General features: G+C 57.1%; 26 protein-coding genes. 12 read left to right on the top strand and 14 right to left on the bottom strand.

Annotated elements, in window-relative coordinates:
* Nucleotides 1–58 precede the first annotated feature (58 nt).
* The 6 genes from FYB76_RS19555 to FYB76_RS19530 form a co-directional block, all read right to left on the bottom strand.
* Nucleotides 59–487, bottom strand: coding sequence for a hypothetical protein (locus FYB76_RS19555; RefSeq protein WP_077235353.1), 429 nt, complete (start codon nt 485–487; stop codon nt 59–61).
* 141 nt (nt 488–628) lie between these two features.
* Entirely contained in the window at nt 629–1,090 is a 462-nt protein-coding gene (locus tag FYB76_RS19550; RefSeq protein WP_229297034.1) for a DUF411 domain-containing protein, read from the bottom strand.
* A gap of 25 nt (nt 1,091–1,115) precedes the next feature.
* Nucleotides 1,116–2,039 carry a copper homeostasis membrane protein CopD gene (copD, locus tag FYB76_RS19545; RefSeq protein ID WP_139347064.1) on the bottom strand — a complete coding sequence of 308 codons (924 nt, stop codon included), beginning with the start codon at nt 2,037–2,039 and terminating at the stop codon, nt 1,116–1,118.
* A 7-nt stretch (nt 2,040–2,046) separates the two neighbouring features.
* Nucleotides 2,047–2,433 carry a copper homeostasis periplasmic binding protein CopC gene (copC, locus tag FYB76_RS19540; protein ID WP_077235354.1) on the bottom strand — a complete coding sequence of 129 codons (387 nt, stop codon included), beginning with the start codon at nt 2,431–2,433 and terminating at the stop codon, nt 2,047–2,049.
* Between the two features lie 46 nt (nt 2,434–2,479).
* Nucleotides 2,480–3,475: a copper resistance protein B gene (locus FYB76_RS19535; protein WP_077235355.1), complete on the bottom strand. Its 996-nt coding sequence runs from the start codon at nt 3,473–3,475 to the stop codon at nt 2,480–2,482.
* A 30-nt stretch (nt 3,476–3,505) separates the two neighbouring features.
* Nucleotides 3,506–5,371, bottom strand: coding sequence for a copper resistance system multicopper oxidase (locus FYB76_RS19530; protein ID WP_077235356.1), 1,866 nt, complete (start codon nt 5,369–5,371; stop codon nt 3,506–3,508).
* Nucleotides 5,372–5,521: 150 nt separating this feature from the next.
* Between FYB76_RS19530 and FYB76_RS19525 the strand changes: the two genes are divergently transcribed.
* The 7 genes from FYB76_RS19525 to FYB76_RS19495 all read left to right on the top strand — a co-directional run bounded on the left by FYB76_RS19525 (nt 5,522) and on the right by FYB76_RS19495 (nt 12,207).
* The gene (locus FYB76_RS19525) at nt 5,522–6,226 is read left to right on the top strand and encodes a heavy metal response regulator transcription factor (RefSeq protein WP_077235357.1); all 705 of its coding nucleotides are present in this window, start codon (nt 5,522–5,524) and stop codon (nt 6,224–6,226) included.
* Nucleotides 6,223–7,140: a histidine kinase dimerization/phospho-acceptor domain-containing protein gene (locus FYB76_RS19520; protein ID WP_229297033.1), complete on the top strand. Its 918-nt coding sequence runs from the start codon at nt 6,223–6,225 to the stop codon at nt 7,138–7,140. Before FYB76_RS19525 ends, FYB76_RS19520 begins: the two co-directional genes overlap by 4 nt.
* 151 nt (nt 7,141–7,291) lie before the next feature.
* Nucleotides 7,292–10,231 carry a Tn3 family transposase gene (locus FYB76_RS19515; protein WP_034302318.1) on the top strand — a complete coding sequence of 980 codons (2,940 nt, stop codon included), beginning with the start codon at nt 7,292–7,294 and terminating at the stop codon, nt 10,229–10,231.
* Between the two features lie 135 nt (nt 10,232–10,366).
* Nucleotides 10,367–11,077, top strand: coding sequence for a hypothetical protein (locus FYB76_RS19510; protein ID WP_034302359.1), 711 nt, complete (start codon nt 10,367–10,369; stop codon nt 11,075–11,077).
* A 275-nt stretch (nt 11,078–11,352) separates the two neighbouring features.
* The gene (locus FYB76_RS19505; protein ID WP_034302356.1) at nt 11,353–11,631 is read left to right on the top strand and encodes a type II toxin-antitoxin system RelE/ParE family toxin; all 279 of its coding nucleotides are present in this window, start codon (nt 11,353–11,355) and stop codon (nt 11,629–11,631) included.
* 19 nt (nt 11,632–11,650) lie between these two features.
* Nucleotides 11,651–11,926, top strand: coding sequence for a HigA family addiction module antitoxin (locus FYB76_RS19500; RefSeq protein ID WP_034302315.1), 276 nt, complete (start codon nt 11,651–11,653; stop codon nt 11,924–11,926).
* 86 nt (nt 11,927–12,012) lie between these two features.
* A complete protein-coding gene (locus tag FYB76_RS19495) occupies nt 12,013–12,207 on the top strand; it encodes a hypothetical protein (protein ID WP_134222396.1) in 195 nt (64 codons plus the stop codon).
* A 91-nt stretch (nt 12,208–12,298) separates the two neighbouring features.
* On the opposite strand, the gene FYB76_RS19490 is transcribed toward FYB76_RS19495, so the two are convergent.
* The 4 genes from FYB76_RS19490 to FYB76_RS19475 are packed head-to-tail and all read right to left on the bottom strand — an operon-like array spanning nt 12,299 to nt 16,187.
* On the bottom strand, nt 12,299–13,003 hold the full coding sequence (locus FYB76_RS19490) for a hypothetical protein (RefSeq protein WP_134222395.1): 705 nt from the start codon (nt 13,001–13,003) through the stop codon (nt 12,299–12,301).
* 8 nt (nt 13,004–13,011) lie between these two features.
* Nucleotides 13,012–13,983: an ExeA family protein gene (locus FYB76_RS19485; protein WP_134222394.1), complete on the bottom strand. Its 972-nt coding sequence runs from the start codon at nt 13,981–13,983 to the stop codon at nt 13,012–13,014.
* Nucleotides 13,973–15,607: a DDE-type integrase/transposase/recombinase gene (locus FYB76_RS19480; protein ID WP_134224091.1), complete on the bottom strand. Its 1,635-nt coding sequence runs from the start codon at nt 15,605–15,607 to the stop codon at nt 13,973–13,975. The genes FYB76_RS19485 and FYB76_RS19480 overlap by 11 nt, the downstream gene beginning before the upstream one ends.
* A 4-nt stretch (nt 15,608–15,611) precedes the next feature.
* Entirely contained in the window at nt 15,612–16,187 is a 576-nt protein-coding gene (locus FYB76_RS19475) for a recombinase family protein (RefSeq protein WP_134222393.1), read from the bottom strand.
* Nucleotides 16,188–16,675: 488 nt separating this feature from the next.
* Here FYB76_RS19475 and phnC point away from each other — a divergent pair, with 488 nt between their 5' ends.
* From phnC to FYB76_RS19450, 5 genes are read left to right on the top strand one after another with little or no spacing between them, the layout of a single operon-like run.
* The gene (gene phnC, locus FYB76_RS19470; protein WP_020200553.1) at nt 16,676–17,494 is read left to right on the top strand and encodes a phosphonate ABC transporter ATP-binding protein; all 819 of its coding nucleotides are present in this window, start codon (nt 16,676–16,678) and stop codon (nt 17,492–17,494) included.
* Nucleotides 17,495–17,496: 2 nt separating this feature from the next.
* On the top strand, nt 17,497–18,357 hold the full coding sequence (phnD, locus tag FYB76_RS19465; RefSeq protein ID WP_088757440.1) for a phosphate/phosphite/phosphonate ABC transporter substrate-binding protein: 861 nt from the start codon (nt 17,497–17,499) through the stop codon (nt 18,355–18,357).
* Nucleotides 18,358–18,369: 12 nt separating this feature from the next.
* The gene (phnE, locus tag FYB76_RS19460; RefSeq protein WP_009238668.1) at nt 18,370–19,167 is read left to right on the top strand and encodes a phosphonate ABC transporter, permease protein PhnE; all 798 of its coding nucleotides are present in this window, start codon (nt 18,370–18,372) and stop codon (nt 19,165–19,167) included.
* Between the two features lie 24 nt (nt 19,168–19,191).
* The gene (locus FYB76_RS19455) at nt 19,192–20,202 is read left to right on the top strand and encodes a phosphonate dehydrogenase (protein ID WP_009238667.1); all 1,011 of its coding nucleotides are present in this window, start codon (nt 19,192–19,194) and stop codon (nt 20,200–20,202) included.
* Nucleotides 20,199–21,083, top strand: coding sequence for a LysR family transcriptional regulator (locus FYB76_RS19450; protein ID WP_080324167.1), 885 nt, complete (start codon nt 20,199–20,201; stop codon nt 21,081–21,083). Before FYB76_RS19455 ends, FYB76_RS19450 begins: the two co-directional genes overlap by 4 nt.
* A 173-nt stretch (nt 21,084–21,256) precedes the next feature.
* Here FYB76_RS19450 and FYB76_RS19445 read toward each other — a convergent pair whose 3' ends face one another.
* The 4 genes from FYB76_RS19445 to FYB76_RS19430 form a co-directional block, all read right to left on the bottom strand.
* The gene (locus FYB76_RS19445; protein ID WP_003155741.1) at nt 21,257–21,880 is read right to left on the bottom strand and encodes a recombinase family protein; all 624 of its coding nucleotides are present in this window, start codon (nt 21,878–21,880) and stop codon (nt 21,257–21,259) included.
* 61 nt (nt 21,881–21,941) lie between these two features.
* Nucleotides 21,942–23,159: a TniQ family protein gene (locus FYB76_RS19440; RefSeq protein WP_050470032.1), complete on the bottom strand. Its 1,218-nt coding sequence runs from the start codon at nt 23,157–23,159 to the stop codon at nt 21,942–21,944.
* 1 nt (nt 23,160) lies between these two features.
* Entirely contained in the window at nt 23,161–23,346 is a 186-nt protein-coding gene (locus FYB76_RS19435) for a hypothetical protein (RefSeq protein WP_050470034.1), read from the bottom strand.
* A gap of 57 nt (nt 23,347–23,403) precedes the next feature.
* Nucleotides 23,404–23,739, bottom strand: a complete 336-nt coding sequence (locus FYB76_RS19430) for a PepSY domain-containing protein (RefSeq protein WP_050470036.1) — start codon at nt 23,737–23,739, stop codon at nt 23,404–23,406.
* Between the last annotated feature and the right edge of the window lie 66 nt (nt 23,740–23,805).

Genomic DNA, 23,805 nt, shown 5'->3' with positions numbered 1-23,805 from the left:
GGCCTACCCATTAGGTCACGTGACGGGCACACGGAGCACCCCATCACGCTATCAGTACTTACTTCGACATTGACATCGGCATTTCCATACAGTCCATCATCATCTGCATAGTCATCTGCATCATGTCCATTTGTTTCTGCATCATCGCCGGTGTCGGTGCCGATTTGTGTTCCGTCCTGGCCGCCATCATGCTTTGCATCATGGCCATACTGTCCTTCATGGTTTTCATGTGATCGGCCATTAATTGGCGCCGATCTTCAGGAGAAGCGGCGCTCATCATTTTCTGATGCATATCGCGCATGACTTTCATCTGATCATCCATCTGAGCCATGGGTGCGCCCTCAGATCCCGGTTCGGCGGCGGAGGACGGTGAAGTGACGGCCGGTCCCGGATGATGCCCTTCATGCTCAGCGGCGGTTTGTGCAAATCCGGAAATGGCGAATGATGCCATTGCGACCGTACCGATCAGGTTGGCGACGCGTTTCATGGTTTCTCCTTAATTTGAGATGAGGCCGTCGAAAGGTTGCCTCTCTCTACAGTCTAGTAAGGACCGGATCGGACGGCGTGACCCAGGTCAAACCAAGTTCATATGCGTCCTGACGGAATGAACCGCATCGCGCTATCGGCGTCAGTCTTGAGAAAAATCCTTACCGACGAAGTCCACCGTCACCAGCTTGCCATCCATCTTGCCCATGCCCGGAGAGTTGGCGGGCATGCCCGGTACCGCTACACCTTTGGTTGGCTTGGATGCAATGAGTTTTGCAACGACCGGTGCTGGGACATGGCCTTCGATCACCTGACCCGTTGCTTCTACCAGGCCGGTATGGCACGACTGCAGAGAGTCAGGCACACCCAGTCTCTTTTTGATCGCCGACATATCTTTGCTGTCAACGACCTTGAGCTTGTAGCCTGCTCGGCGCATGTGATTTGCCCACGCCGTGCAGCAACCACATTGAGGATCCTTATAGATGGTGATCGTTTCACCTGTCGCATGCGCAGCAAAAGAGGTCAGCACGAGTAGATTGGCGACAAAAAGCTCTTTCATCCATTTACCTTTACAGAGACAGGAAAAATTGGTGCGGCGTTTCATATTCCGCGCTAGCTTGGCGTGAGCCTCATTCCGTCATCGGTCCCAAGGTGCCGAGCCAAGCGACCAGAGCGAGAATCAGGAATGCACAGCATGTTTCGATAAAGAGGCTTTTGCGTAATGCAGCGATGGCTTGGCTATGTTCGCCGGAGACATGGACGCGCTCAAGCAAGGGACTGAGGCGGTACCGGTTTGCCGCGGCCAGCGCCAGCATCAACGCGAATAGCCCCAGCTTGGCGAGCAGCAGCTGGCCATAGGGCGACGACAGCAGGCCGTTGAACGTAGGGCCAACGATGAGCCAATAGTTGATTGCGCCAGTGACGACCAGCGACCCCACGATGACCGTTCCCATGAGGGCAAAGCCGTTGAGAGTGCGGCTGAGCAAGGAAACGTCAGCCGCCTCGTTACCATACCGCAGCAGAAGCAATAGGATAAATGCTGCCAGAGCGCCTATCCATCCACCCGCGGCAAGCAGATGAATGATGTCTGCCGTGAGGTGGATTTGGCCACGCATACCTTCATCCATTGCGCCGTGACCAGCCCAAGACAAAGTGGCCAGTGCGACGGCCCCCGCCATACTCATTACGGCAGCGCTCAAAGTCGGCAATGCGGCGCAAAGCAGTGACACCATTACAATCACCAGCAGCATGGCCATTCGCAAGCACCACGCCATGCCGAATGCTGTGTCGGTCAACATCATCTCGAAGACGTGCTGCTCAATCGAGCTGAAATCGGCGGCGCCGGTCATTGCCTTGGCCATGAGGAACATACTCACCACCGAGAGCGCCATGCCGATGACGGCTGATATCACCGTCAAGGTACAGAACTTCCTGCCCAGGGCGGATGAACGTTCGGTCTGGCGCAAAGCATGGAGCTGAAACAAGGGCAGACCAAAAACAAGCATCAGGTCTAGGTAGAGCGCAAAGCGCACCAAAACGGTCATCCCGTCCATTACCGGCTCACTTCACCGTGAAAGTGATCTTGCCAGTGATAGGGTGCGTATCCGACGACACCGCACGCCATTCGATGCTGTATACGCCAGGCATCAGCGGCTGGCTGGGAGTGATCACCATGGTCTTCGGGTCATCCGAGCCGGACACCTTGGCGGCCATTTTCATGGGCGACGCGTGATTCATGCCAGGCATGCTAGCCATCAGGAGGCTGGCACCGGAAAACTGCTTGGAAAGGTTCTCCGAGAAGTGCAGCTCGATCTTCTCGGGGGCACTCACCGTCGAATTGTCTTCGGGGGTCGACCCGAGCAGTTTCGGGTGAGCGAAGGCGGCGGTAGCAAAAGCGGCTGCAGCGATCGTGACGGCTGTTTTGGCGAAGAGAGACTGGTAGGACATGGCGATACTCCTTGGAGATGTTGTGGAGGGTTAAAAAAGTGGAGAATTAAAACAAGACGCGTACACCGGCCACAAGCCGGGTTTCCCCGGCATTGCCCCCGGCACCACGGACGTAGGTCGCGGTACGGCCGAAATTCTGGCTACGCTCGATCCCGACATAGGGAGCGAGCTGCCGGGAAAACTCATAGCGCAGTCGCACACCGTAGGCGGCACTGGACAGGCCACGTCCGATACCCAGCTCGGAATCCTCTTTACCGTACAGGTTGGCCTCGACGCGCGGCTGAAGTATCCAGCGCTGGGTCAGCAACACCTCATATTCGGCAGCCACACGCAACGCGGTACGGCCTTGCTCACCCACGTAGCCCGTCGCTTCGACCTCGAACCAGTACGGTGCCAACCCCTGCACGCCAAAGGCAAGCCAGTTGCGCCCTGGTCGGTTGCTGCCCACGTCAACGCGCAGCCCTAACTGGCTGTCCCAATACGGCGTAATTGCGTGGCTCCACAGCAATTCCGTACGAGAGTCGCCCACGCGGCCTTGTTCGATATCACCTTCGGCCTTGATGTAGAACTTGTCATAAGAATTGCCAATCCAGCCTTGCGTGTCATAGGCGATGGAATTTCCATCACGGGTATGCACGTGCTCCAGCCGGTCGATCAGGAAGGAGCCAAAGGAATGCATATCCGACATCATTAATGCACTGGTGTCCTTCTGGGCATAGGGGCCCGTATTGAGGGTATAGCCATTGGAATAGCCATGTGGATCTCTGGCATCCGCTGGCGCTGTCGAGCTGGAGCCCATGTCCATGCCCCCCATATCCATACCGTCATTCATGCCGGCGTGGTTCATCGCCCCATGATCGATTGATCCCGCCGTGCTGGCGGTGCCGCCGTCCATACTGTCCATAGTGGTAAGGGCCGGCTGCGAGGCCGAGCCAGCCGCAGGCGCGGTATGGCCTTCGTGGGACTGGGCCAAAGCTGCGTTCATGCTTGCCGACGCCAGGGCCAGTGCGAGAATCTGAGTTGAATAGCGAGTAAGAGTCATTCTAGGTATGCCTTTCGGTGCAGGTCCTGGTTAGCTGACGACGACTTCACGGAACATGCCCATGTCCATGTGGTACATCAGGTGGCAATGCCAGGCCCAGCGGCCTAAAGCGTCCGCTGTGACCAGAAAACTGATGCGCTGTGCCGGCTGGACTGGAATCGTGTGACGTCGTGCCAGGAAATCGCCATTCGGCATTTCCAGCTCACTCCACAGTCCATGCAAGTGCATCGGGTGGGTCATCATCGTGTCGTTGTGCAAGATGACGCGCAGGCGCTCACCGTAACGGAAATGAACGGGCGTGGACTTGCCGAACTCCAGACCATCCAACGACCAGGCATAGCGCTCCATATTGCCGGTCAGGTGAAGTTCGACTTCGCGCTCCGGACCGCGCTGATCGAGCGGACCGCCGATCGTGTGCATGTCGGCCAAGGTCAGTACACGGCGCCCGTTATTGCGCAGGCCGACACCCGGATCATCCAGATTGGTGCGAGCGTTATCGACACGAGCGTCTGTGCTAGGCCCATACTCGGTGCTGGCATGACGCGCCTTCTTGCTCGGCACTTTCAGCGGACTGGCTGCGCTCATCTGGTGCTGGCTGTGATCCATGGGCTGCGTGGCCGGCTTGCTGTCCATGGAATCCATACTGTCCATGCTGGACATCGAGTCCATGCCACTCATGGAAGACATGCCGCCCATCGCGCCGTGGTTCATATGCCCCATGGCACCATGATCCATGCCACCCATCGAGGACATATCGCCCATCATGTCACCCATGCTGAGCCATTCCGGCTTGTCTACTGCCGGCACCGGGGCCGTCAGACCGGCACGGATGGCCAGCGTGCCTCGGGCGTACCCGGTGCGATCCATCGACTGTGCAAATACCGTATAGGCGTCTTCCTTGGGCTCAACGACCACGTCACAGGTTTCGCCCGGCCCAAAGCGGAATTCATCCACGCTGACCGGCTCGATATCCACGCCGTCCACCTGGACAACCTTCAATTTGAGTCCCGGAATACGAACGTCATAGAAGGTATTGCCAGAGCCATTGATACAGCGCAGGCGTACTTTCTCCCCAGGCTTGAACAGTGCGGTCCAGTTGCCCGCTGGCGTGACGCCGTTGGCCAGATAGGTCAGGGCCGCCGCAGACAAATCCCCCAGGTCCGTGGGGTTCATCCGCATCTCATTCCACATCGCACGATTGTCCATAGCCGCCTTCACGCCATCTTTGCGTGCGTCGCGGACAAAATCGCCGGCCGTCAGGCGATTTAGATTGTAGAAATCGCCTTGCTTCTTGAGCTTGGAGAGCACCGACATCGGATTTTCATCCATCCAGTCAGAGAACAGAATGACATGCTCCCGATCTGCCAGCTTCTTGCTGGCATCCACCGGATCGATGACGATGGCGCCGTACATTCCGGTTTGTTCTTGCATCCCCGAGTGGGAGTGATACCAGTAGGTGCCGCTTTGCTTGACCTTGAATTTGTAAGTGAAGGTCTCACCAGGCGCAATGCCAGCAAAGCTGATGCCCGGCACGCCATCCATCTGGAACGGCAAAATAATGCCGTGCCAGTGGATGGAGGTGTGTTCCCGCAGCTTATTGGTGACGTTGATGGTGACCATTTCGCCTTCTTTCCACCGCAACGTCGGCCCCGGCAGCGAGCCGTTGATGGTTGTGGCAACGGTCTGCTTCCCTGTGAAATTGACCGGCGACTCTGCAATTACCAGGTCAAATACGTTGCCCGTGAGAACGGGAGCAGCCGAGGCGCTTGCCGGCGTTTCGACTGCCTGGGCCACCGCCTGCATGGCGCGCGACGACAGCCCCAGCAGCACACCCCCTGCGGCCAGCCCTTTGACAAAGCGGCGACGGGAATTGAAAGGGGACGATGAGTTCGACATAGGATGGATCTCTCCGAAATGGGGATATGGCGCTGATGATAAGTAGGGCTGGCGATCAGCTGGATTACTCGCTCATTACATTCCTGTAATGATGTCGTCATCTTGTTCAACTGCACGTAAGATGTCTCTATCTTCTTAAGTGTTATTAATATGAAAATTCTTGTGGTCGAAGATGAGCCCAAAACAGGCGAGTACGTCCAGCGAGGACTGACCGAGGCGGGCTTTGTTGTCGATTTGGCCAAAAACGGCTTGGATGGCTATCACTTGGCCATGACCGAATCCTATGATCTGGTCATTCTGGACGTCATGCTTCCCGACGTGGATGGCTGGCGCATCGTCCAATCGCTTCGGGATGCCCAAAAGACTGTTCCTGTCTTGTTCTTGACGGCCCGGGATAGCGTTTCCGACCGGGTCAAGGGGTTGGAAATGGGGGCCGACGACTACCTCGTCAAACCGTTTGCATTCTCCGAGCTGCTGGCCAGGGTGCGCACCCTGCTGCGCCGGGGTAGCAATGTGGTTTTACAGGATCGCCTGACGGTCGCAGACCTGGTGCTCGATCTCCCCCGGCGCACCGCTAGCCGAGGCGGCCGCAAACTGGTGCTGACTAGCAAGGAGTTCGCCTTATTGGAATTCCTGGCGCGGCGCCGGGGAGAGGTGCTGCCGCGCTCCCTTATTGCATCCCAAATCTGGGACATCAACTTCAATAGCGACTCCAACGTCATCGACGTTGCCATCCGACGCTTGCGCGCCAAGGTTGATGATGGGTTCGATCATAAGTTGATTTTGACGGTACGCGGCGTGGGCTACATTCTGGACGATGAACAGCCCAAAGAGTCGGCTGAGAGCGCGACATGATTCGTCAACGCTCGCTGACTGTCCGCTTGACCGCCTTGTTTGCCCTGGCGTCCACGACTGTGCTGGTGGGTCTAGGGTTACTCATCATGTCCACCGTAGCCAAGCACTTTACCGACCAGGATGAGCAGCTACTGGAAAAGGAGCTTGAACTCATCCGCATGGTGGTCAATGAACGCGGCGCCGGCGCCATTACCAGTACCTTCGGCGAAGCGTTGCACAATCATCCAGGCTTTTTCGTTCACATCAGTGCGGCCAACGGCCAGCCAATGTATTCAACCCTGGCCGATGCGACCCGGCCCATATTGGCAGCCGCTAAACGGATCGCGGGCAACCACTCATTCTCCGTTGATGCGGGCGAGCATAAGCAATTTCAGGCCATCAAAGCACACTTGAAAGACGACAAAAGCGGCGAGCAGCTAGAAGTCATCGTTGCTGTTGACACGGAAATCCACGACCACTTCATGCGCAATTTCAAGACAACCTTGATTTTGTATGTAGCGGGATCTGCCTTGATTGTGGTCTTGCTCAGCTGGTGGGCGGCGCGGCGCGGGCTGGCGCCGCTGCGAGCGATGTCGGACAAAGTGCAAGCCGTGTCTTCGCATAACTTTGGCGAACGCATGCCCATCGAGACTTTGCCGGTGGAAATCGCCGACTTGGCGGCCAAGCTAAACGCCATGCTGGAACGGCTCCAACAAGATTTCCATCGCATCACCAACTTTTCGACCGATATCGCTCATGAGCTACGCACGCCTATCACCAACTTGCTGACGCAAACGGATGTGGTCTTGACCCAGCAGCGCACCAATGAGGCCTATCGGGACACGCTTTCGTCGAATGCCGAGGAACTGCAGCGCCTGGCCAGAACCATTTCCGACATGCTGTTCCTGGCGCAGACGGAAAAGGGGTTCCTTTGATTCCCCTGCACTCTACGACGGTAGCCACTCCTAGCATTCATGCGGGTTCCAGCGGTACTCATCGCAATATTTCCTTTTAAATCAGCCACTTGCTGTTTGCCATTTTCGCCGAGTATGATGGAAGTCATTTTTCTTTCCCCGAAGAATCAAAATGGACCACTGGCATGCTCCCTACCTCGGCTTGCGCCACATCCCGGCTGAACTCAACGAGTTTGAACTCAACACGTTCTTCACATTTTCCGTCAAAGAGCGCGGGCTGATCAACCAACGGCGCCGTGATCTATACCGACTGGCGCTGGCCCTACACCTCGGCTTCGTTCGTATGACTGGCCGCACGCTCGATGCCTATAAGCAGATCCCGAAGGCCCTTTGGACGCATCTTGGTGACCAACTAGGGATCGCGCCTCCGGAAATTGGCACCCTTCGCTCTCTGTACGACACCCGCCCGCGCACATTGATCGACCACCAACAGCTCGCTTATCAGACTCTCGGCTTTGGGGTCATGACCGAGCACCAGCGCCGCTATTTGGTGCGCTGGCTCAAGGAAACGTTAGTCGGACGGCCGGACACTTCAACGTTGCTGATGCAGGTCAAATGCTGGCTGTACGAGCATCGCATCCTGATTGCGCACGACCGTTTGCTTAAACGTGTGATCGCCGATGCGATTCGCAGCCATGAGGAGTTCCTGGAGACGACATTGCTGCAGTCGGTAGGTAACGCCACTATAAATGAATGGAGCCGGCATCTCCCCGCGCCAGAGGGCGAATACGGGAGTCTGCAACAATGGCTCTGGGCAGTGCCGCTGAAGCACTCGACAGTCCAGATGGCTGAATTGTTCGACAAGATCGACCGGCTCTATGTGCTGAAGGTAACCACAACTTGGCCTGCGGACGTGAACGAGACTCTGGTGCGGCATTACGCGCGCCGCTGCGCGAACCGCCCACCGTCGGTCAGCAAGCGCGTCCAGTCCCAGTCGCGTCGGCTGGAAGCCGCTTGTTTCATGCGCTATGCATTGTGCGCTGCCACAGACCAGTTGTTGGCTATGTTCCGGCGCTGGGCGATCGATGTGACCAGCGAGGCTGGCCGGCAGGTCGACAGCGGCCGCCCCGACCTCAAAAAGCAACTCTGCAGCTTTGCTGAAGCGATCAAGGCGCTGGCACAGGACAAGACTCTGCCGGCGGACGAGGCACTCACTCAGATTGCCGATCTGGCCGACCAGATGCTCACCCAGCATGCGCCGAGCCGGCGCAGCTTGATTCGCCTGCAGTTGATGACCAAGAGCGCCCAAGCACGCGCCATGCTGCACAAACTCGTCAAGCTGCCGTTCGAATCGGAAACGCAGCATCCCGTCATTGACGCGATTAACGTGCTACGCGATCTGTATGGTCTGAATGGCGGCAACGAACTGCCGCCGAGCATCAACCTCAAGCTCGGCCGCGTGTGGCAAGATATCATCTATGGGCAAGACCGTATTGAGGCGTTACGCGCATTCGAGTGGGCCACGATCTCCGCGCTACGTATGGCATTACGCAACGGTTCTGTGTATGTCGACCATAGCTTTTCCTTCCGCAGTAGGGCGACGCTACTCATTTCCGAGGCCGAATGGAAAGCCAAACGCCATCATTATTATGGCCATCTGGAACTGTCGCAGGACCCGAAGGTGTTTCTGGCCAAGGTCGTTGATCACCTCGACCAGGGGCTCGAACGTCTACGCGATGCCTACCTGCGCGGGGAGGTCCGGATCGAAGACGGCAGTATCCGTAACGAGGTGCTCAAGGCCGAGGACAAGGCGCCTCATCTGGACGCCTTGCGCCGGGCGATTTTCGAAGAGCGGCCCGTAGGGCAGCTGCCGAAAATTATCCTCGACATCGACAGCGAGGTGCGGTTTTCCTGGCTGTTACTCGGTCGTGAACCACGCTCGCGCAGCGAACTGCTGCTGGTCTACGCTGCCGTTCTGGCGCACGGCACGTCGCTATCGGCCGCTGACATTTCCCGCATGATCCCAGAACTGAAGGGATCGGCGATCCGTCAGATGATGAAGCTGGTCGCCGACGAGCGCAAGTTACGCGAAGCGGCGGATGCCATACTGGTCTACATGCACCGCCATCCGATTGCTGCACACTGGGGACGCGGAGATTTGGCATCGAGCGACATGATGAGCCTGGAGACGACGCGCACCGTCTGGCAGGCGCGCGCCGATCCGCGCCGCCGCACCGCCTCAATCGGTATTTACACCCATGTGCGGGACCACTGGGGCATCTTTTACGACATGCCGATTCTGCTCAAAGAGCGCCAGGTCGGCGCCGCCATCGAAGGCGTGGTACGGCAGGCAGGAACCGACGACGTCGCTCAGCTCGCTGTCGACACCCACGGCTATACCGATTTCGGCATTGCCGTGGCCAAGGGCTTGAAGTTTGACTTGTGTCCGGTCCTGCAACATATGCGTGACCGCTATCTGCATGTGCCGGTCGGCCACGAGGTACCGGGCGAAGTCCTCCCCGTGGTCGCCGGCGATGTGGACCTCGACGCGATTGAGGCGATTTACGACGAATTCGTGCGCGTGGTTGCGTCCATCCAAAGCGGTCGTTGCACGGCTGTGCAGGCCTTACAACGCTTCGGTTCCGCCGCTCGCGGCCAGGATGTCTACGATGGTGGCGTGCAGCTGGGGCGACTGCTGCGGTCAATTTTCCTGATCGACTATTTCACCAACCCTGTGTTCCGACGCGAACTACGGCACGCCTTGAACCGTGGTGAGGCTGTCCATGCTGTGCAGCGCGCCGTCCATACTGGCAAGATACCGACCGAACTGGCCAAGCGGCCGGAATCGCTGGCCGCCGTGTCATCGAGCCTGTCGCTCTTAACGAACGCCCTGATGGCGTGGAATACCCAGCACATGCAACACGCGGTCGAGCGAATAGAGGCCGTCGGTGGGGAAAGCCTGCCCCCGGAAGACCTGCGTCGCATTGCGCCTACCAATCTGGAAGGCATCAACCTGCGAGGCACGTTCGAATTCCCGCTGGCGGATTATGCGCAACGCATTCTGCCTAATAGCACAGCAGCTACTGTGGATGCTATCCGGAAACGGTCATAATAATGCTGTTTTCTACCGCAAAGGAACATGCGACGGACATGTCTCATTGGTTAGGGCAGCGCCGGCCTCGATGTGCAAGAACTCCCAGATAACGACATCGGCCCTGGGAAGTCGTTTAGAAACGAGTGTATGGATATGAAAATAAAACAGTTTTCGGTAGCATCTTGTTTTTCCACCTTTGTACTTCCTCATCTCCTTTTTATTAATGATTTGGAAACGAGAAACAAAACGGCGATGGTGTGCTGTCTCGCCTGGAATATCAGCTTGTTCCCCGACCCGGAGGAGCGTGAAAATCACATTAGCCGCGTCTGGGAGATCGGAGATGCCGACACACCAGAACAGGCTTTTCCAGGGCTAGAGCGTGAGTTTAAAGATGAGCTTCGCATGCTCGTGGTACAAAAGAATGATTTATTTCCTTGGACCAAGATCAATATTCCATCGGTACGCCTGGTGGCCTGCGATAAGTACGACATCTTGCAAGTAAAGACCGGAAATAGCGACGAGGAAGAGATCAAGGTCATTACCCATCCGGATCCGTTGGGGCTTCCTTTGATTATCGATCATCTACGGGATGTTCAAGAAAATACAGCCGAACAAATTATATTGTTGCAACGAGCTACGGGCATTTCTACGGCCCTCAGCGATGTTGAGAAGACCCAGTTGGCCACTTCTTATTGCGTGCAGCGAGCCGATATGATTGGATACCGCCGGATACTATCCGTATGGCGGGATGCACAACCTGGACCGAGTGTTAAACGTGTTATTGGCCACTGGCTGGGTGTCTTGGAAGAAATTGATTCGAATGCAAAATCCGTTTTGCATCTGTTGACCAGCATGCATCACTGAGCCATCTACCACTATGAATTCATCTGAAACGACAAGCGCAAATGACAAATCGCGACTGACATCCAATGTGGCACTGGTTACCGGCAAGTTATTCTGTGGGTATCATCAAGGATATGGAGACGCGCAGGTGGGCTCCTACCTGAACCGCAATGGTAGAAAAATGTGGATGTGTGCCGCTTGCATGAAACTGCGTGGCATTACCGCAAGATAAGAAAAAACTCATAATCCTCGCCTATTCGTTGCATTGTGTAGCGATACACGATACAATCCACCTCATGATTAAAAGCTTTCGACACAAAGGGCTGCACCGCTTCTTTGAAACGGGTAGCAAAGCTGGAATCCAGGCCGCACACGCGGCCAAATTGCGGCTTCAACTGGCAGCACTGGATCAAGCTGTACAGCCGGAAGATTTATCAGCCCCATCGTGGGGACTGCATCCTTTGAAAGGTGATCTAAAGGGACATTGGGCAATTACGGTCAATGGAAACTGGCGATTGATTTTCGCTTTTGAGGGTGCGGACGCGATCCTTGTGGATTATCTCGACTATCACTGAATTTTACGGAGGTTTTTATATGACTCGCATGCATAACCCGCCTCACCCCGGAGAGGTGTTGAGAGAATATCTGGGGGATGTCACCGTGACTGAGGCCGCCACTCGTCTTGGCGTTGGCCGGGTCACGCTTCAACGTGTCGTTACGGGCGCGGCCGGTATTTCGCCTGACATGGCGTACCGCCTTGGTTCTGCCTTCGGTACCAGCCCTGAATTGTGGGCAGGAATGCAGCTGCAATTCGACTTATACCAGGCCGGCAAGGTCAAGCGCCCAAAAATTGAACGCATCGCAGCATAGGCAGCTTGTATGCTCGCCGGATGACAGTTGATAAATGCGCGGTATTGGGCAATGTCGCACAATCAAGCCTCGTGAGGGGGAAATTAATGAACTACGACAATCTTCAAGAAGCAGCCAAGCAGTTGGCAGTCCCGTTGGAACGGTGGCTTGAAGCGAGTGGCAACGAGGTTATGCGAGAGGATATTGGAGCATTAAAACTTGCAAATTGGGACGCTAGGTGTAGCGACCTGCATTTGAAACAGGCCCGACCAGCATTCCAGCCGATTCTCGGCCAGGAATAACTGCAGCTGATGCCCCCTTCAAACCAGCATTAGCTGTAAATGAACCTGCATTTATCCGCGCCAACCAGCATTCCATCGCCGCGAACCAGAATTATCTGCAACTGACCAGGATGTTCAACACGGCCTTGGTATCGGCCTCGATTTCAGCCAGCACGCCCAGCCAATGACCTATGACCCGCTTGACGCTCGATGCCGGCTGGGTGTCGCGCCAAACCGTCAGGATGCGCTGGTAGCCGACCAGATCGGCCCGCTGGACGCAATACGCGATCGTCATTTGGGTTGCCTCGATGTCGGTAAATGCTCCGGGGGTACTGCGGGCCTGCTCCTGTAGGCCAACCTGGGCGGCCGTGTCGCTCTGGATGCGCCGCAGATGCTCGATGATGAGCGGCAATCCGGTTGGATTCGGCCAGGCAAGGATTTCGATTTCCTCGGTCGTGCCGGTGCCGGTGGCGATCCTCAATACATCGTGGACGCCCGCTCCGATCAAGTCTGCCGTCGGGATGTTCGTATGCGTCCACGGAAACAGCTCCTGTTTCTGTGCCACCAGCATGCGCAGGTCCTGCTTGAATCCCTGTTCCAATCCCGGAGGTGGTGCGTCCCGATTGTCGGCCTCGACCATTTTCCAAATTCGCTCGATGTGGTCCTCCTGCTCAGCTTCAGGAAACAGACTGATATTCCAGGCAAGACAGCAGCTCATGGCAGCCTTCTTTCGCGCCTCCTGTTCTTCAACGAAGAGGACGTGCGGCAGCATGAAGGACGAAAAGCAGGATGCGACTGTAAATTGTTTGAATTTCATGAGCAGAATTAGATGGGCAGGCCAGCGGCAAGCATCCGGTCGCGCAGCTCCGCTGTGCGCGCCGGTTCCAGTTTGTTGTTGAACAGCGCGCGGATTTCCGCTGGCTTGGCGTCGAACTGTTCGACCATATCCTTCAGTCTGTACCCGTGGCGGGTCAGGGTCGGCTCCAGATCGTCAAGCTGGCGCGACAGCACAGTTTCCACCAGCGCGGCCGTGACAGGCTTCTCGCCGGTCTGGTAGCCCGCTTCCAGCGACAAGGTCAGGTGCAGTTGGACTTGCAGCGGCGTGCGCAGCTTGGTGGACAGGATATCGATTGCCTCGCTGTTCAGGATCGATTCTGGATCAGTGTTCGGAGCCGCGCTGGCGCCAAGCAGCCACAGGATGTACTCGCGCTGGCTGCCGGCGACGCCATCGAGCGTGAAGATATCGGTCCGGTAGCCGATTTCTTCCATGGTCGGGCGGCGCAGGTCGTTGCGCAGCTTCGGATGGCCGGCCAGGATCACCGACAACCGGCCGCCTGCGTCCTCGACCACTTCCATCAGACGTTTGAGGCCGATGAGGGTGTGTCCGTTCAAGTCGTGCGCCTCGTCGACGAACAGTGCCACCGGCCGCTTCCCCTTTTTGACGATTTCCTGCAATTCGCGCTCGCGCTTTTCGCTCTGCTTGGGAATTTGCACCTGTTTGTCCTGCGTAAGGTCGTAGAAGAGCGTGGAGATCAAGGTGGCCAACTTGATGCTGTGCTTTTCCACGGACAGCGACTTAGCGACGGCAACGCGGTTCTCGTCTTTCAAAATCTGCTGAAGGCGGCGCAACGTGACTGTTTTGCCGCTGCCGACAACACCGCACAAGGCGATCAGCCGCCCCTCAAGGGTGGCCCCTTTGATGTCCTTGATCAGCTGCTTGTGGTGGTCAGTTTCGTAGTAGCCGGCCTGGCTCAGTGGTTGCGTCAGCCCGTAGTACTGCATCACTTCAACTCGCATGGTCCTCTCCAGTCTTCTTGTTTCGGAAATAATCTCGTATGCGCGCAAGCACCACGCTGCGCGTCAGCGTCTCGCTCAGTACCTGGTCGATGACGGCGCGATCTGCTGGCGACAGCTTGGCCAGCGGCTTGGCCAGCTCGCCCGCTATCGCCAGCTTGGCGGCGATGACGTTTGCAAAATGGAATTCGTGCGCCTCGGCGTCGAAGGGCTGGATTGGTAATTCGCCTGGTAGATTCAGCGGGGCCAAGTGCAGGTCCTTGCCGGCCAGCGCCTCGATGGGCAGCTTGAGCTGGTCGGCCAGGGTGCGTATACGGTCGGCGCGCGCGTCGGCCGCGCCGCGCTTGAAGGCGCGATAGCGGTTCAATGGAATCGGCCCGGCGACCGGGTAGTACGGGCCGGTGCGCACGCTTTCGTACTCCACGTACAGTTCGTTGTCGAACAGCCCCCACAGCAGCAACACATATTCACCGGCCATGTCCAGCTCGACTTCGTAGCTGGTACCCTCCACCGACACGCGCGCGTCCACGCCAACGCGGCGCCGCTCCGGCTCGCGGGCAAAGCGACAGTACTGCTCCCAGGCGCACATCTGCCGGATGCCGCCGCTCGGGAAATTGGCAAGCCAGTCCTCGATGCGCGAATGCTGCTCGGAGCGATGATCCTGGCGAATGTAACGCATCAGATAGCGCAACAGCCATTCGTTGGCCTGTTGCTCGGTCTCCGGCTTGTGGAAGTGGTACAGCGTCTCGTGGGCTTCCTTCACTGTGCGAAACGGCCGCTCGACCTTTCCCTTGGAGCGCGCTGTAACCCGCTCGCCGTCTTTGCCGGCCGGGATGTGTGTCATCCACTCGATACCAAGCGCGTGCATCACATTCTGGAATACGCGACTCTTGGCGACAGGGCCGTTGTCCAGGTAGATCATCAACGGCCGCCCCTGGAACGGATATTCGGGGTCCGCCTTCGCTGCCATCGCGTTGAACAGGAAGCGCAGCGCCGATTCGGCATCTTCGCCATAGACGCAGCGGTACTCCTGATAGGCCACACCGCTACGATCGTCCACGACGCTGTACAGCATCAGCGTCGGCTCGCCCTTTCCCGGTTCGATCCAGTCCGGCTTGTCGATCCGTTTGAGGTCGGACGGCGACATGTCGAACTGCCAGCAGTCGTTGCTGTGCTCGGCCTGGAAGCGCACGGCTGGCGGCTGCCGGCGCAGGCGCGGCTGGTCGAGGTGCCAAAGTGTGAGGTACTGGTTGACCGTGCTGCGCGTCAGCACCCCTTGCGGTGCGCGCACAAGTCCCTGTACCGTCTCGACGCCATATTCCTCCAGCAGCTCGATGGAGCGCTTCGTGGACAGGTGGCGGCCCTGCTTGTTGGTCGTGCGTAGCTTGAGGGCAGCGACCAGCTCGCAGTAGCGCTCCAGTTCCGATTTCGGCAGGACGCGCGGCTTGCCGTGATCGGTGCGGTGGACTACGCGCGGCTTCAGAAAGTCCTTCAGGGCGCGATACACCGACGTGGTGGACATGCCGTACAGCTCGGACATGGCGCGCACTTGGGCGGCACGCTCCGGACTTTTGTGAGGCAGACGGTCGAGCCGCTGCCGCAATTGCAGCAGCGATTCGGCCGGGATCTGCTTACGCCACCCGGCAGCCATCGCTCTCAGCCTTGTCTAGGTAGTTGTAGAGCGTGGATTTGGAAATCCCCATCATCTTGCAGATTTCCTCAACAGTGTGGTTGCGCTCCCGGTGCAATTTCACGGCGAGCGCGAGCTTGACAGGATCAAGGCGCCTCGGCCGACCGCCCATGCGGCCGCGCGCGCGCGCCGCGACCAGTCCGGCCTGCGTCCGTTCGCGGATCAGGTTGCGCTCGAACTCGGCCAGTGCGCCGAACAGGTGAAAGACCAGCTTGCCGCCGCTCGACGTGGTGTCGATGTTTTCTTGCAGGCTGCGCAGCCCGACCTTGGCTGATTCGAGCCGCTCGACCAGCTCGATCAGGTTCTTGAGCGACCGGCCCAGCCGATCCAACCGCCAGATGACTACGGTGTCGCCGGCGCGTAGCATGCTCATTAAGGTAACCAGCCCGGTGCGGTCCGCTCTGGCTCCGCTCACCATGTCCTCGAAGACACGCTCGCAACCGACCGCCTGCAACGCATCGCGCTGCAAGTCCAAGTTCTGGTCGTCGGTCGATACACGGGCGTAGCCGATCAGCATGGCGACTTGTCCAATAAATCACGAAAATTCAGTATAGCTGGACTTTGAATATTGGAAAGGGATTGTGGATTGTCGCTGTGCTTGAGCAAGCTGCCGCTTGTCGGCCGCGCTGTCGTTTTCAGAAGACGGCTGCACTGAACGTCAGAAGCCGACTGCACTATAGCAGCGGAGGGGTTGGATCCATCAGGCAACGACGGGCTGCTGCCGGCCAAGAGCGACCAACTGATGTGAGAACCCGAGCGGCAGTTTGAGGCTGAGAGCTGCCCCTCGTGCTGCGCGCTTGGATCGGCGGCTATCGACCGATAGCAGGCGTCTATATTTGGCATAGATAGCACAACTTATTTCCCTCACAGGCACCCGCGACCATGTCTCAAAAATGACATCAACGAGTCATCAGGGTGTCATATCACGACATTACCATCGCTGCAATTCAGATTCGTAATCAGGTCATCATTTTTGATTACGATTTCAAATCTACCGGAGGTGTCATGATCGAACTACAGAATGTCTCAGTCAGTTATGGTGATGCGATTGCACTGTATCCCACCACTCTCAAACTCCATCAGGGACAGTTCACCGTATTGCTCGGATCTTCCGGCGCTGGAAAATCCACGCTACTTCGCTGTATTAATTCGCTGCATGCGTCGCAGCGCGGCACCACCATTGTCGCCGGCTTAGGAAATTTGGCGAACTCGCGTGCATTGCGCATGCATCGCCGACAGACTGGCATGGTGTTTCAACAGCATCAATTGATTGGCCGACTGACGGCTTTGCAAAACGTTTCGATGGGCCGAATGGGCTACCACACGGCATTACGCAGTCTATTCCCCCTCCCGGCGAAGGATCAATCCATATGCCTGCAAAGTCTGGACCGAGTCGGCTTATTGCACAAAGCCTTAAGCCGTGTCGACGCATTGAGCGGCGGCCAGCAGCAACGCATCGGTATTGCCCGGGCTCTGGCTCAGCAACCTAAACTGGTGTTGGCTGATGAACCGGTAGCCAGCCTCGATCCTGCTACTGCAGAGCGAGTGCTAAGTCTGCTGCACCGCATTTGTAAAGAGGACGGGATTTCGGCGGTCGTCAGCCTGCATCAGGTAGACCTCGCTCAACGTTATGCCGACCGTATTATTGGCCTGTCCCATGGCCGAGTCATTTTTGATGCCGCCCCGCAGACTTTGGATCAAGCCAGTTACGACACGCTGTATGAACAAGTACCCCGTTCTTCTTTGAGCGTTCCACAAGACGCTCGAGAGGAACGGCTTATCGATACTTCATTTCCCATGCAACTTGCTACCGTAAAGGATTGATTATGAAAAAACTCGCATCCGCATTATTGTCTGTCTTGCTTGCCGCCGTCTGCAGCATTGGCCATGCATCATCCAATCCCGATCCAGAAACGCTCAAAGTTGCGCTGCTGCCGGACGAAAACGCATCGACCGTAATTAAAAACAACAAGCCGCTCGAAATCTATCTGGAAAAAGAGCTGGGAAAGAAAATTGAGCTGGTGGTTACCACTGATTACTCGTCAATGATCGAAGCCATGCGTCACGGCCGTATCGACATGGCATATTTTGGCCCCTTGTCGTATGTGCTGGCTAAGCAAAAGAGCGACATCGAGCCATTCGCAGCGATGAAGCAAAAGGGTAGCACTACCTACCAGTCCGTATTGATCGCCAATACTGGCGCCGGCATCGCCAAAATCAGTGATATCGTCAACAAGAATGTCGCTTACGGTGATAAGGCATCCACCTCCAGCCATTTGATTCCGAAGTCGATATTGGCGGAAAACGGTTTGAAAGCCGGCGAAAACTATCGCGAACACTTTGCCGGTTCGCATGACGCGGTGGCCATGGCCGTGCAAAACGGTCACGCGCAGGCTGGCGGCTTGAGTAAGCCGATTTTTGAATCCCTGGTTCAGCGCGGACTGGTCGATCCCAACAAAGTAAAAGTTCTTGCCGAATCGAAGCCATATCCGCAATACCCGTGGACCATGCGCAGCAATCTGAAGCCGGAACTGAAGGAAAAGATCCGTGCAGCCTTCTTGAATCTCAAAGATCCGGAAGTCCTGAAACCTTTCAAAGCCGATGGTTTCGGCCCGATCAGCGACAAAGACTATGACGTGGTGCGCAGCCTTGGCACACTGCTCAAGCTCGATCTGTCGAAGTTCTAAGTGAGCGACAGCATGCAAGCTGATTTTGGTTTGATTCTGGCCGAGCGCCAGCGCGTATGGAACCGCACGATACTGCAGTTTGCCGTTGTGCTGGCGATTGTGATCGGTTGCTGGTATTACGTCGGCCTATTTGATGCCGAGCGATTGAAGGATGGCATGCCAAGCCTGGTAAAAATTGCCGGCGAGATGTTCCCACCGAACTTCTCGCAGGCTGGCACCTGGGTCAAACCGGTACTGGATACCTTGGCCATGAGTATCGCCGGTACGGCAATCGCGGTATTGCTATCCATTCCCTTAGGAGTGCTCGCCGCGCGGAATACTAGCCCTCATCCACTCGTGTATCAAGCCACACGCGGCCTGTTAAACGCTTTGCGATCGATACCCGAACTGATCATGGGCATCCTGTTCGTGGCAGCCGTTGGCTTCGGCGCATTGCCGGGTGTTTTAGCCCTAGGCTTACATTCGGTTGGCATGATCGCCAAATTTTTTTCGGAATCGATCGAACATGCCGATCCGGCACCGGTAGAAGCCGCGCATGCAGCGGGCTGCACGCCATTGCAGGTGATTTTTCATGGGATCTTTCCCCAAGTGCTTCCGCAAATGGCCGATACCGCGATCTATCGATGGGAATACAACTTCCGTGCTTCGACCGTGATGGGCATGGTCGGCGCCGGTGGAATCGGGTTCGAGCTGATGGGCTCTCTGCGCATCATGCAATACCAGGATGTCTCGGCTATTTTGCTGGTTATTTTAGGCATGGTTACCCTCGTCGACGCCTTCAGCTCCTTCCTGCGTCGCAAGTTCAAATAACTCCCAAAGCTTACAAAGGTTTTTATGAAGCCCAAAGTCGTCCTCACCCACTGGGTGCACCCGGAAATCATCGAATTGTTGTCCGCTAGCGCCGATGTTATCCCCAACACCACACGGGAAACCTTGCCGCGTTCTGAGGTAATTGCGCGAGCCAAAGATGCGGATGCACTCATGGCTTTCATGCCGGACAGCATCGACAGCGCGTTTCTCGAGGAATGTCCAAAGCTGCGTGTCATCGGCGCCGCGCTTAAAGGCTATGATAACTTCGATGTCAACGCCTGCACACGCCACGGTGTATGGCTTACGATTGTGCCGGATTTGCTTACGATCCCGACCGCTGAACTGACTATCGGCCTTCTTCTCGGTTTGACAAGGCATATGCTGGAAGGCGATAGGCAAATCCGTAGCGGACACTTCCAAGGCTGGCGGCCGACACTATATGGCTCTGGTTTGACAGGAAAAACGCTTGGCATCATTGGTATGGGGGCGGTCGGCCGTGCAATCGCCCAGCGCTTGGCTGGCTTTGAAATGAATCTCTTGTATTGCGATCCGATTCCGCTCAATGCCGAACAAGAAAAGGCTTGGCACGTACAGCGCGTCACGCTCGATGAACTGCTCGAAAAATGTGATTATGTCGTGCCGATGGTTCCGATGGCCGCAGAGACACTGCATCTGATCGATGCCACCGCGTTGGCCAAGATGAAAACCGGTAGCTACCTGATCAATGCATGTCGCGGCTCGGTCGTGGATGAGAATGCGGTGATAGCAGCACTGGCGTCTGGAAAACTAGCTGGATATGCAGCCGATGTCTTCGAGATGGAAGAATGGATACGCGCTGATCGCCCGCAGGCTATCCCCAAGGCGCTGCTCGACAATACGGCACAAACGTTTTTTACGCCGCATTTGGGATCGGCGGTCAAGGAAGTTCGGCTTGAAATCGAGCGGCAGGCAGCGATGAACATCATCCAGGCACTCGCTGGTGAAAAACCGATGGGCGCGATTAATCAGCCGTATCCGGGAGTAAAGGCGGCGTGATAGATCTGGAGCGTGTGGCGACGTTCATTGCCGTCGTCAAATGCGGGGGCTTTCGCGAAGCGGCGAAGCAAACTGGATTGTCCCAGCCAACAGTAACGCAGCATATCAAGCGGCTGGAGCAGTCTTTGCAGGCCCGGCTGATTGACCGCGCAACAATGCCGCAAAGCCTGACATTGGAGGGAAAGATTTTTTTCCCCTATGCGGAACAATTGCTCCGTACTAGCCATAAGGCTACGGCAGCCCTCCACAATAAAAGCCTGGTCGTTGGTGCAAGCTCCAATATCGGCATTTATCTTTTACAACCCTATATCAAGGCGCTCCAAGATAAATTAGCAAACAAGATCGATGTGAGGATCGGCAAAAATATCGAGATTGCCGCTTTGCTGGAAACGCTTGAAGTGGATGTAGCGGTAATGGAGTGGTGGGACTCACGTCCTGGGTTCGTCTCAACAGTATGGCGGCGCGAGAGGATGGTTGTCATTGTTCGCCCCGGCCATCCTTGGGCTGCCGAGTCGACCATTCCACTTAAGTGGTTAAAATCCCAGATCTTGCTTGGAGGCGAAGCGGCTACCGGAACTGGGCGCCTACTACAACAATATGCCGGTGCCGACTCGGCAGAGTTCACAGTGGGTATGCAGTTAGGTAGCACCGAGGCGGTCAAACACGCGGTCCACGCAGGGCTAGGAATCTCGCTTGTGATGGAAAGCGCGGTCAAGCATGAACAGGCAAGCGGATGGTTACATGCAATTCCGATTGAAGAAGATGTTTACAAAGATCTTTATCTCGTACATCGCTCAGAAACTTCGTTAAGCGGTCCGGTGGCAAGCCTTGCAGATTTGATTCTCCATTCTCCGGATTTAGGCTCAATAGAATATAAATAGCAAAACGAATGTCTGCTTCTGGCCGAGAGCTGACCTTCTCTGCGCGCATCTCACTGACCGCAACCGCTGCACTGCCGGCGCTGGGCCAGAAATTCTGAGCGGCTCTTGAGGGTCGACACCGGTAATCGGATCGTTGCCGCACTGAACAGCGCCCCGTTCCAGGTCGCCTCCATTTATGCGGCTGAACCGAGGGAGAGCAGCTTTACGCCGTCTGGCCGCAGTTCGCCCTTGGGCGACACGTGCCGGTAGAGCGTCTGCCGGGTAATCCCGAGTTCTTCGCAGAGATCGCCCACCTTGGTTTCCGGTTGCCCCATGCTGGCCATCGCCAGGCGTAGCTTGGCGGCGGTCATCTTGAAGGGGCGCCCCCCTTTCCTGCCGCGAGCGCGCGCCGAGATAAGTCCAGCGACTGTTCGCTCGGAAATCAACTCACGCTCGAACTCGGCCAGCGCGGCAAAAATACCGAACACAAGCTTGCCGGCGGCAGTCGTCGTGTCGACCGCCGCACCGTGACCGGTCAGGACCTTCAGGCCCACGCTACGCGCAGTTAGGTCGTGCACGGTGTTGATCAGGTGGCGCAGATCACGGCCAAGCCGATCGAGCTTCCACACGATCAGCGTGTCCCCTTCACGAAGCGCCTTCAGGCAAGCAGCCAACCCTGGGCGATCATCGCGCCTGCCCGAGGCCAGATCCTCGTAAAGGTGCGCAAGGCTCACACCAGCGGCGATGAGCGCATCGCGTTGCAAATTGGTGGACTGGGATCCGTCCGCCTTCGATACCCGCATGTAGCCGATCAGCACCTTTTCACCCGTCACGTATACGTTCGATTATGTGACAGTGTGCGCCGGAAAGCTCAGGCCGTTAAAATTTGTCACTTAACCCGTCATTCTGTCTAAGGCATGCAAAGGGTCCATCAGGCTCATAATGTGACAGGAATTCCGGCGGGATGCCTTCCTTCACGAAGGTGGCTCGCAACCGTTCCAGGGAAGCTGGGTCGCGCCGACCATAGGAAGCCAACGCGAACAGCGAGCGTGCCGTCTCGGGGTTGTGCCGCGCTTCAATGATGGCTTCATCGATGGCCTGGACTGCACGTTGCCAGTGATTGACGGGTTCGGGCTTCGGCGCTTTCGCCGGCAGGCCACTGGTGAACTCGGTTTGGGGCTCGGACCAGAATAGCTTTGCATGCTCGCCAGGCGGGCTTATATCCCTCACTTCGATCAAGCTGATTGCCGTTGCCGCAGCCTCCAGCATCTGCAACCCTACTGCTAGGATCAGGGTTTCATACGGTCGCCACAGACTTTGCCCAGCACGCAGCGGATACCCACAGCGTTCCCAGATCAGGCGGAGATACCCCGCGTAGGTTCCGCACGCCGAAAGCGGGGTGTTCAGCTCATCAAGCAGCGTGCGTAGCAGCCGAAACCACAATCCGGCGTGGATGCGTCGGCGCGGCAGCTCAACATGGCCGGTCGTCAGTGCCTGCCAGGTACGCCGGTCCATCGTCGCAATCGCGTCGCTGGCCGTGCGTGGGTCGGCGTCGGCGTTTTCCCAGCCGAGAAACCGCCCAGGCACGCCCCAATACGATTCCAGCCAGCACCCATGCAGCGGGCAGCTCAGCATCAGGGGCAGCTTCCACGCAAGTAATACGGCTTGGTTTGCCGGATCGTTCAGGCAGAGTGGACAGGCGCGATGTAATGGCTGGCTGGGCAGCCAGGCGCGCCAGCTCGTGATAGATCGCGTCCTACGGCGGAGTTTCGGCAGCAACACCGAGAGCTGGAACGTATAGGTTTCTAAAGCGTCAGGAATCTGATCATCAAGGCTGTCCAGTAACCAAGGCACCCAGCCGGCGAAACTCATGCAACGCAGCCGATCCAGCTCGATGCCGCTCCGCCGGGAGAGCATTGTCAGCAGCGACTGTGGTGGCGCGGTATCCATGTCATCAGCCTGGCCGTGACCAAGATCGTGCTCCAGCAGCTCGGACACTTCCATGTGATAGCAAAGGGCCACGCGGTTGAGCCACGAAGACAAGGCTTCGCCTTCTCTGGGAGCCGGATGCAGCGGCCAGCGCGGCGCTGGCGTCACATCAGTTCCCGCTCGAACTGTCGTCGCCGCTCGCTTGGGCCGGTGTAGTCGGCCAGCCGATACCTATCACGAGCGGCATCGCCCAGATAAGCCGCTCGGCAAAAAAGACGGCGAGCGTCAGCGCCAAAGCGCTGGGGTGCTCCGGTGCGTTAAGCCAGAGAAACAATGTTTGGTTGAGTGATTCCATAGGGTCTCCGGGCTGGATCGCCTCACACGTGGGCGATCCAGCCATGCTGTCGGGAATTCAGTCACGCTTGTCGTGGTCGTCATCGTGATCCGCCTTGTCCTCGGCGGACGAGATGACCGTGCCCTTGTTGGCATCGACCCGGACATCGAAGACCTTGGCCCCGCTGACGACTTCGACGTCATAGACCCAGCCTTGCTTCGAGTTCTCGTACTCGGCGCGTGACGCCTTGCCATTGGCGTGCTGCTCGGCAACGGTGACCGCCTGAGTGAGCGGAATCTTGGCCTTGGCGATAGCCATTGCGTCGTTTCCCATACCGCCATTGGCGGCGTAGGCGACCGCGCCGGTTGTAGCGATGGCGACGGCTAGAAGGGAAAGTCTGGTGTAGCGGTACATGATGCTTCTCCAAAAGAGTGCAGGGATTTGCACAGTGGAGAAGGTACGCAGGCGGACTTAGCTCTC

This window comes from Herbaspirillum sp. CAH-3, assembly GCF_009668275.1.
In the GTDB taxonomy this organism is placed as follows: domain Bacteria; phylum Pseudomonadota; class Gammaproteobacteria; order Burkholderiales; family Burkholderiaceae_D; genus Herbaspirillum; species Herbaspirillum aquaticum.
The sequence above is the reverse complement of the archived record's forward strand: the minus strand, read 5'-3'. Positions and strand labels throughout refer to the sequence as shown.

What these genes read in the sequence shown, in the direction of transcription:
- FYB76_RS19555 (WP_077235353.1), bottom strand. Translation starts at nt 487, where the DNA reads ATGAAACGCGTCGCCAACCTGATCGGTACGGTCGCAATGGCATCATTC.
- FYB76_RS19550 (WP_229297034.1), bottom strand. Translation starts at nt 1,090, where the DNA reads ATGAAACGCCGCACCAATTTTTCCTGTCTCTGTAAAGGTAAATGGATG.
- copD (WP_139347064.1), bottom strand. Translation starts at nt 2,039, where the DNA reads ATGGACGGGATGACCGTTTTGGTGCGCTTTGCGCTCTACCTAGACCTG.
- copC (WP_077235354.1), bottom strand. Translation starts at nt 2,433, where the DNA reads ATGTCCTACCAGTCTCTCTTCGCCAAAACAGCCGTCACGATCGCTGCA.
- FYB76_RS19535 (WP_077235355.1), bottom strand. Translation starts at nt 3,475, where the DNA reads ATGACTCTTACTCGCTATTCAACTCAGATTCTCGCACTGGCCCTGGCG.
- FYB76_RS19530 (WP_077235356.1), bottom strand. Translation starts at nt 5,371, where the DNA reads ATGTCGAACTCATCGTCCCCTTTCAATTCCCGTCGCCGCTTTGTCAAA.
- FYB76_RS19525 (WP_077235357.1), top strand. Translation starts at nt 5,522, where the DNA reads ATGAAAATTCTTGTGGTCGAAGATGAGCCCAAAACAGGCGAGTACGTC.
- FYB76_RS19520 (WP_229297033.1), top strand. Translation starts at nt 6,223, where the DNA reads ATGATTCGTCAACGCTCGCTGACTGTCCGCTTGACCGCCTTGTTTGCC.
- FYB76_RS19515 (WP_034302318.1), top strand. Translation starts at nt 7,292, where the DNA reads ATGGACCACTGGCATGCTCCCTACCTCGGCTTGCGCCACATCCCGGCT.
- FYB76_RS19510 (WP_034302359.1), top strand. Translation starts at nt 10,367, where the DNA reads ATGAAAATAAAACAGTTTTCGGTAGCATCTTGTTTTTCCACCTTTGTA.
- FYB76_RS19505 (WP_034302356.1), top strand. Translation starts at nt 11,353, where the DNA reads ATGATTAAAAGCTTTCGACACAAAGGGCTGCACCGCTTCTTTGAAACG.
- FYB76_RS19500 (WP_034302315.1), top strand. Translation starts at nt 11,651, where the DNA reads ATGACTCGCATGCATAACCCGCCTCACCCCGGAGAGGTGTTGAGAGAA.
- FYB76_RS19495 (WP_134222396.1), top strand. Translation starts at nt 12,013, where the DNA reads ATGAACTACGACAATCTTCAAGAAGCAGCCAAGCAGTTGGCAGTCCCG.
- FYB76_RS19490 (WP_134222395.1), bottom strand. Translation starts at nt 13,003, where the DNA reads ATGAAATTCAAACAATTTACAGTCGCATCCTGCTTTTCGTCCTTCATG.
- FYB76_RS19485 (WP_134222394.1), bottom strand. Translation starts at nt 13,983, where the DNA reads ATGCGAGTTGAAGTGATGCAGTACTACGGGCTGACGCAACCACTGAGC.
- FYB76_RS19475 (WP_134222393.1), bottom strand. Translation starts at nt 16,187, where the DNA reads ATGCTGATCGGCTACGCCCGTGTATCGACCGACGACCAGAACTTGGAC.
- phnC (WP_020200553.1), top strand. Translation starts at nt 16,676, where the DNA reads ATGATCGAACTACAGAATGTCTCAGTCAGTTATGGTGATGCGATTGCA.
- phnD (WP_088757440.1), top strand. Translation starts at nt 17,497, where the DNA reads ATGAAAAAACTCGCATCCGCATTATTGTCTGTCTTGCTTGCCGCCGTC.
- phnE (WP_009238668.1), top strand. Translation starts at nt 18,370, where the DNA reads ATGCAAGCTGATTTTGGTTTGATTCTGGCCGAGCGCCAGCGCGTATGG.
- FYB76_RS19455 (WP_009238667.1), top strand. Translation starts at nt 19,192, where the DNA reads ATGAAGCCCAAAGTCGTCCTCACCCACTGGGTGCACCCGGAAATCATC.
- FYB76_RS19435 (WP_050470034.1), bottom strand. Translation starts at nt 23,346, where the DNA reads ATGGAATCACTCAACCAAACATTGTTTCTCTGGCTTAACGCACCGGAG.
- FYB76_RS19430 (WP_050470036.1), bottom strand. Translation starts at nt 23,739, where the DNA reads ATGTACCGCTACACCAGACTTTCCCTTCTAGCCGTCGCCATCGCTACA.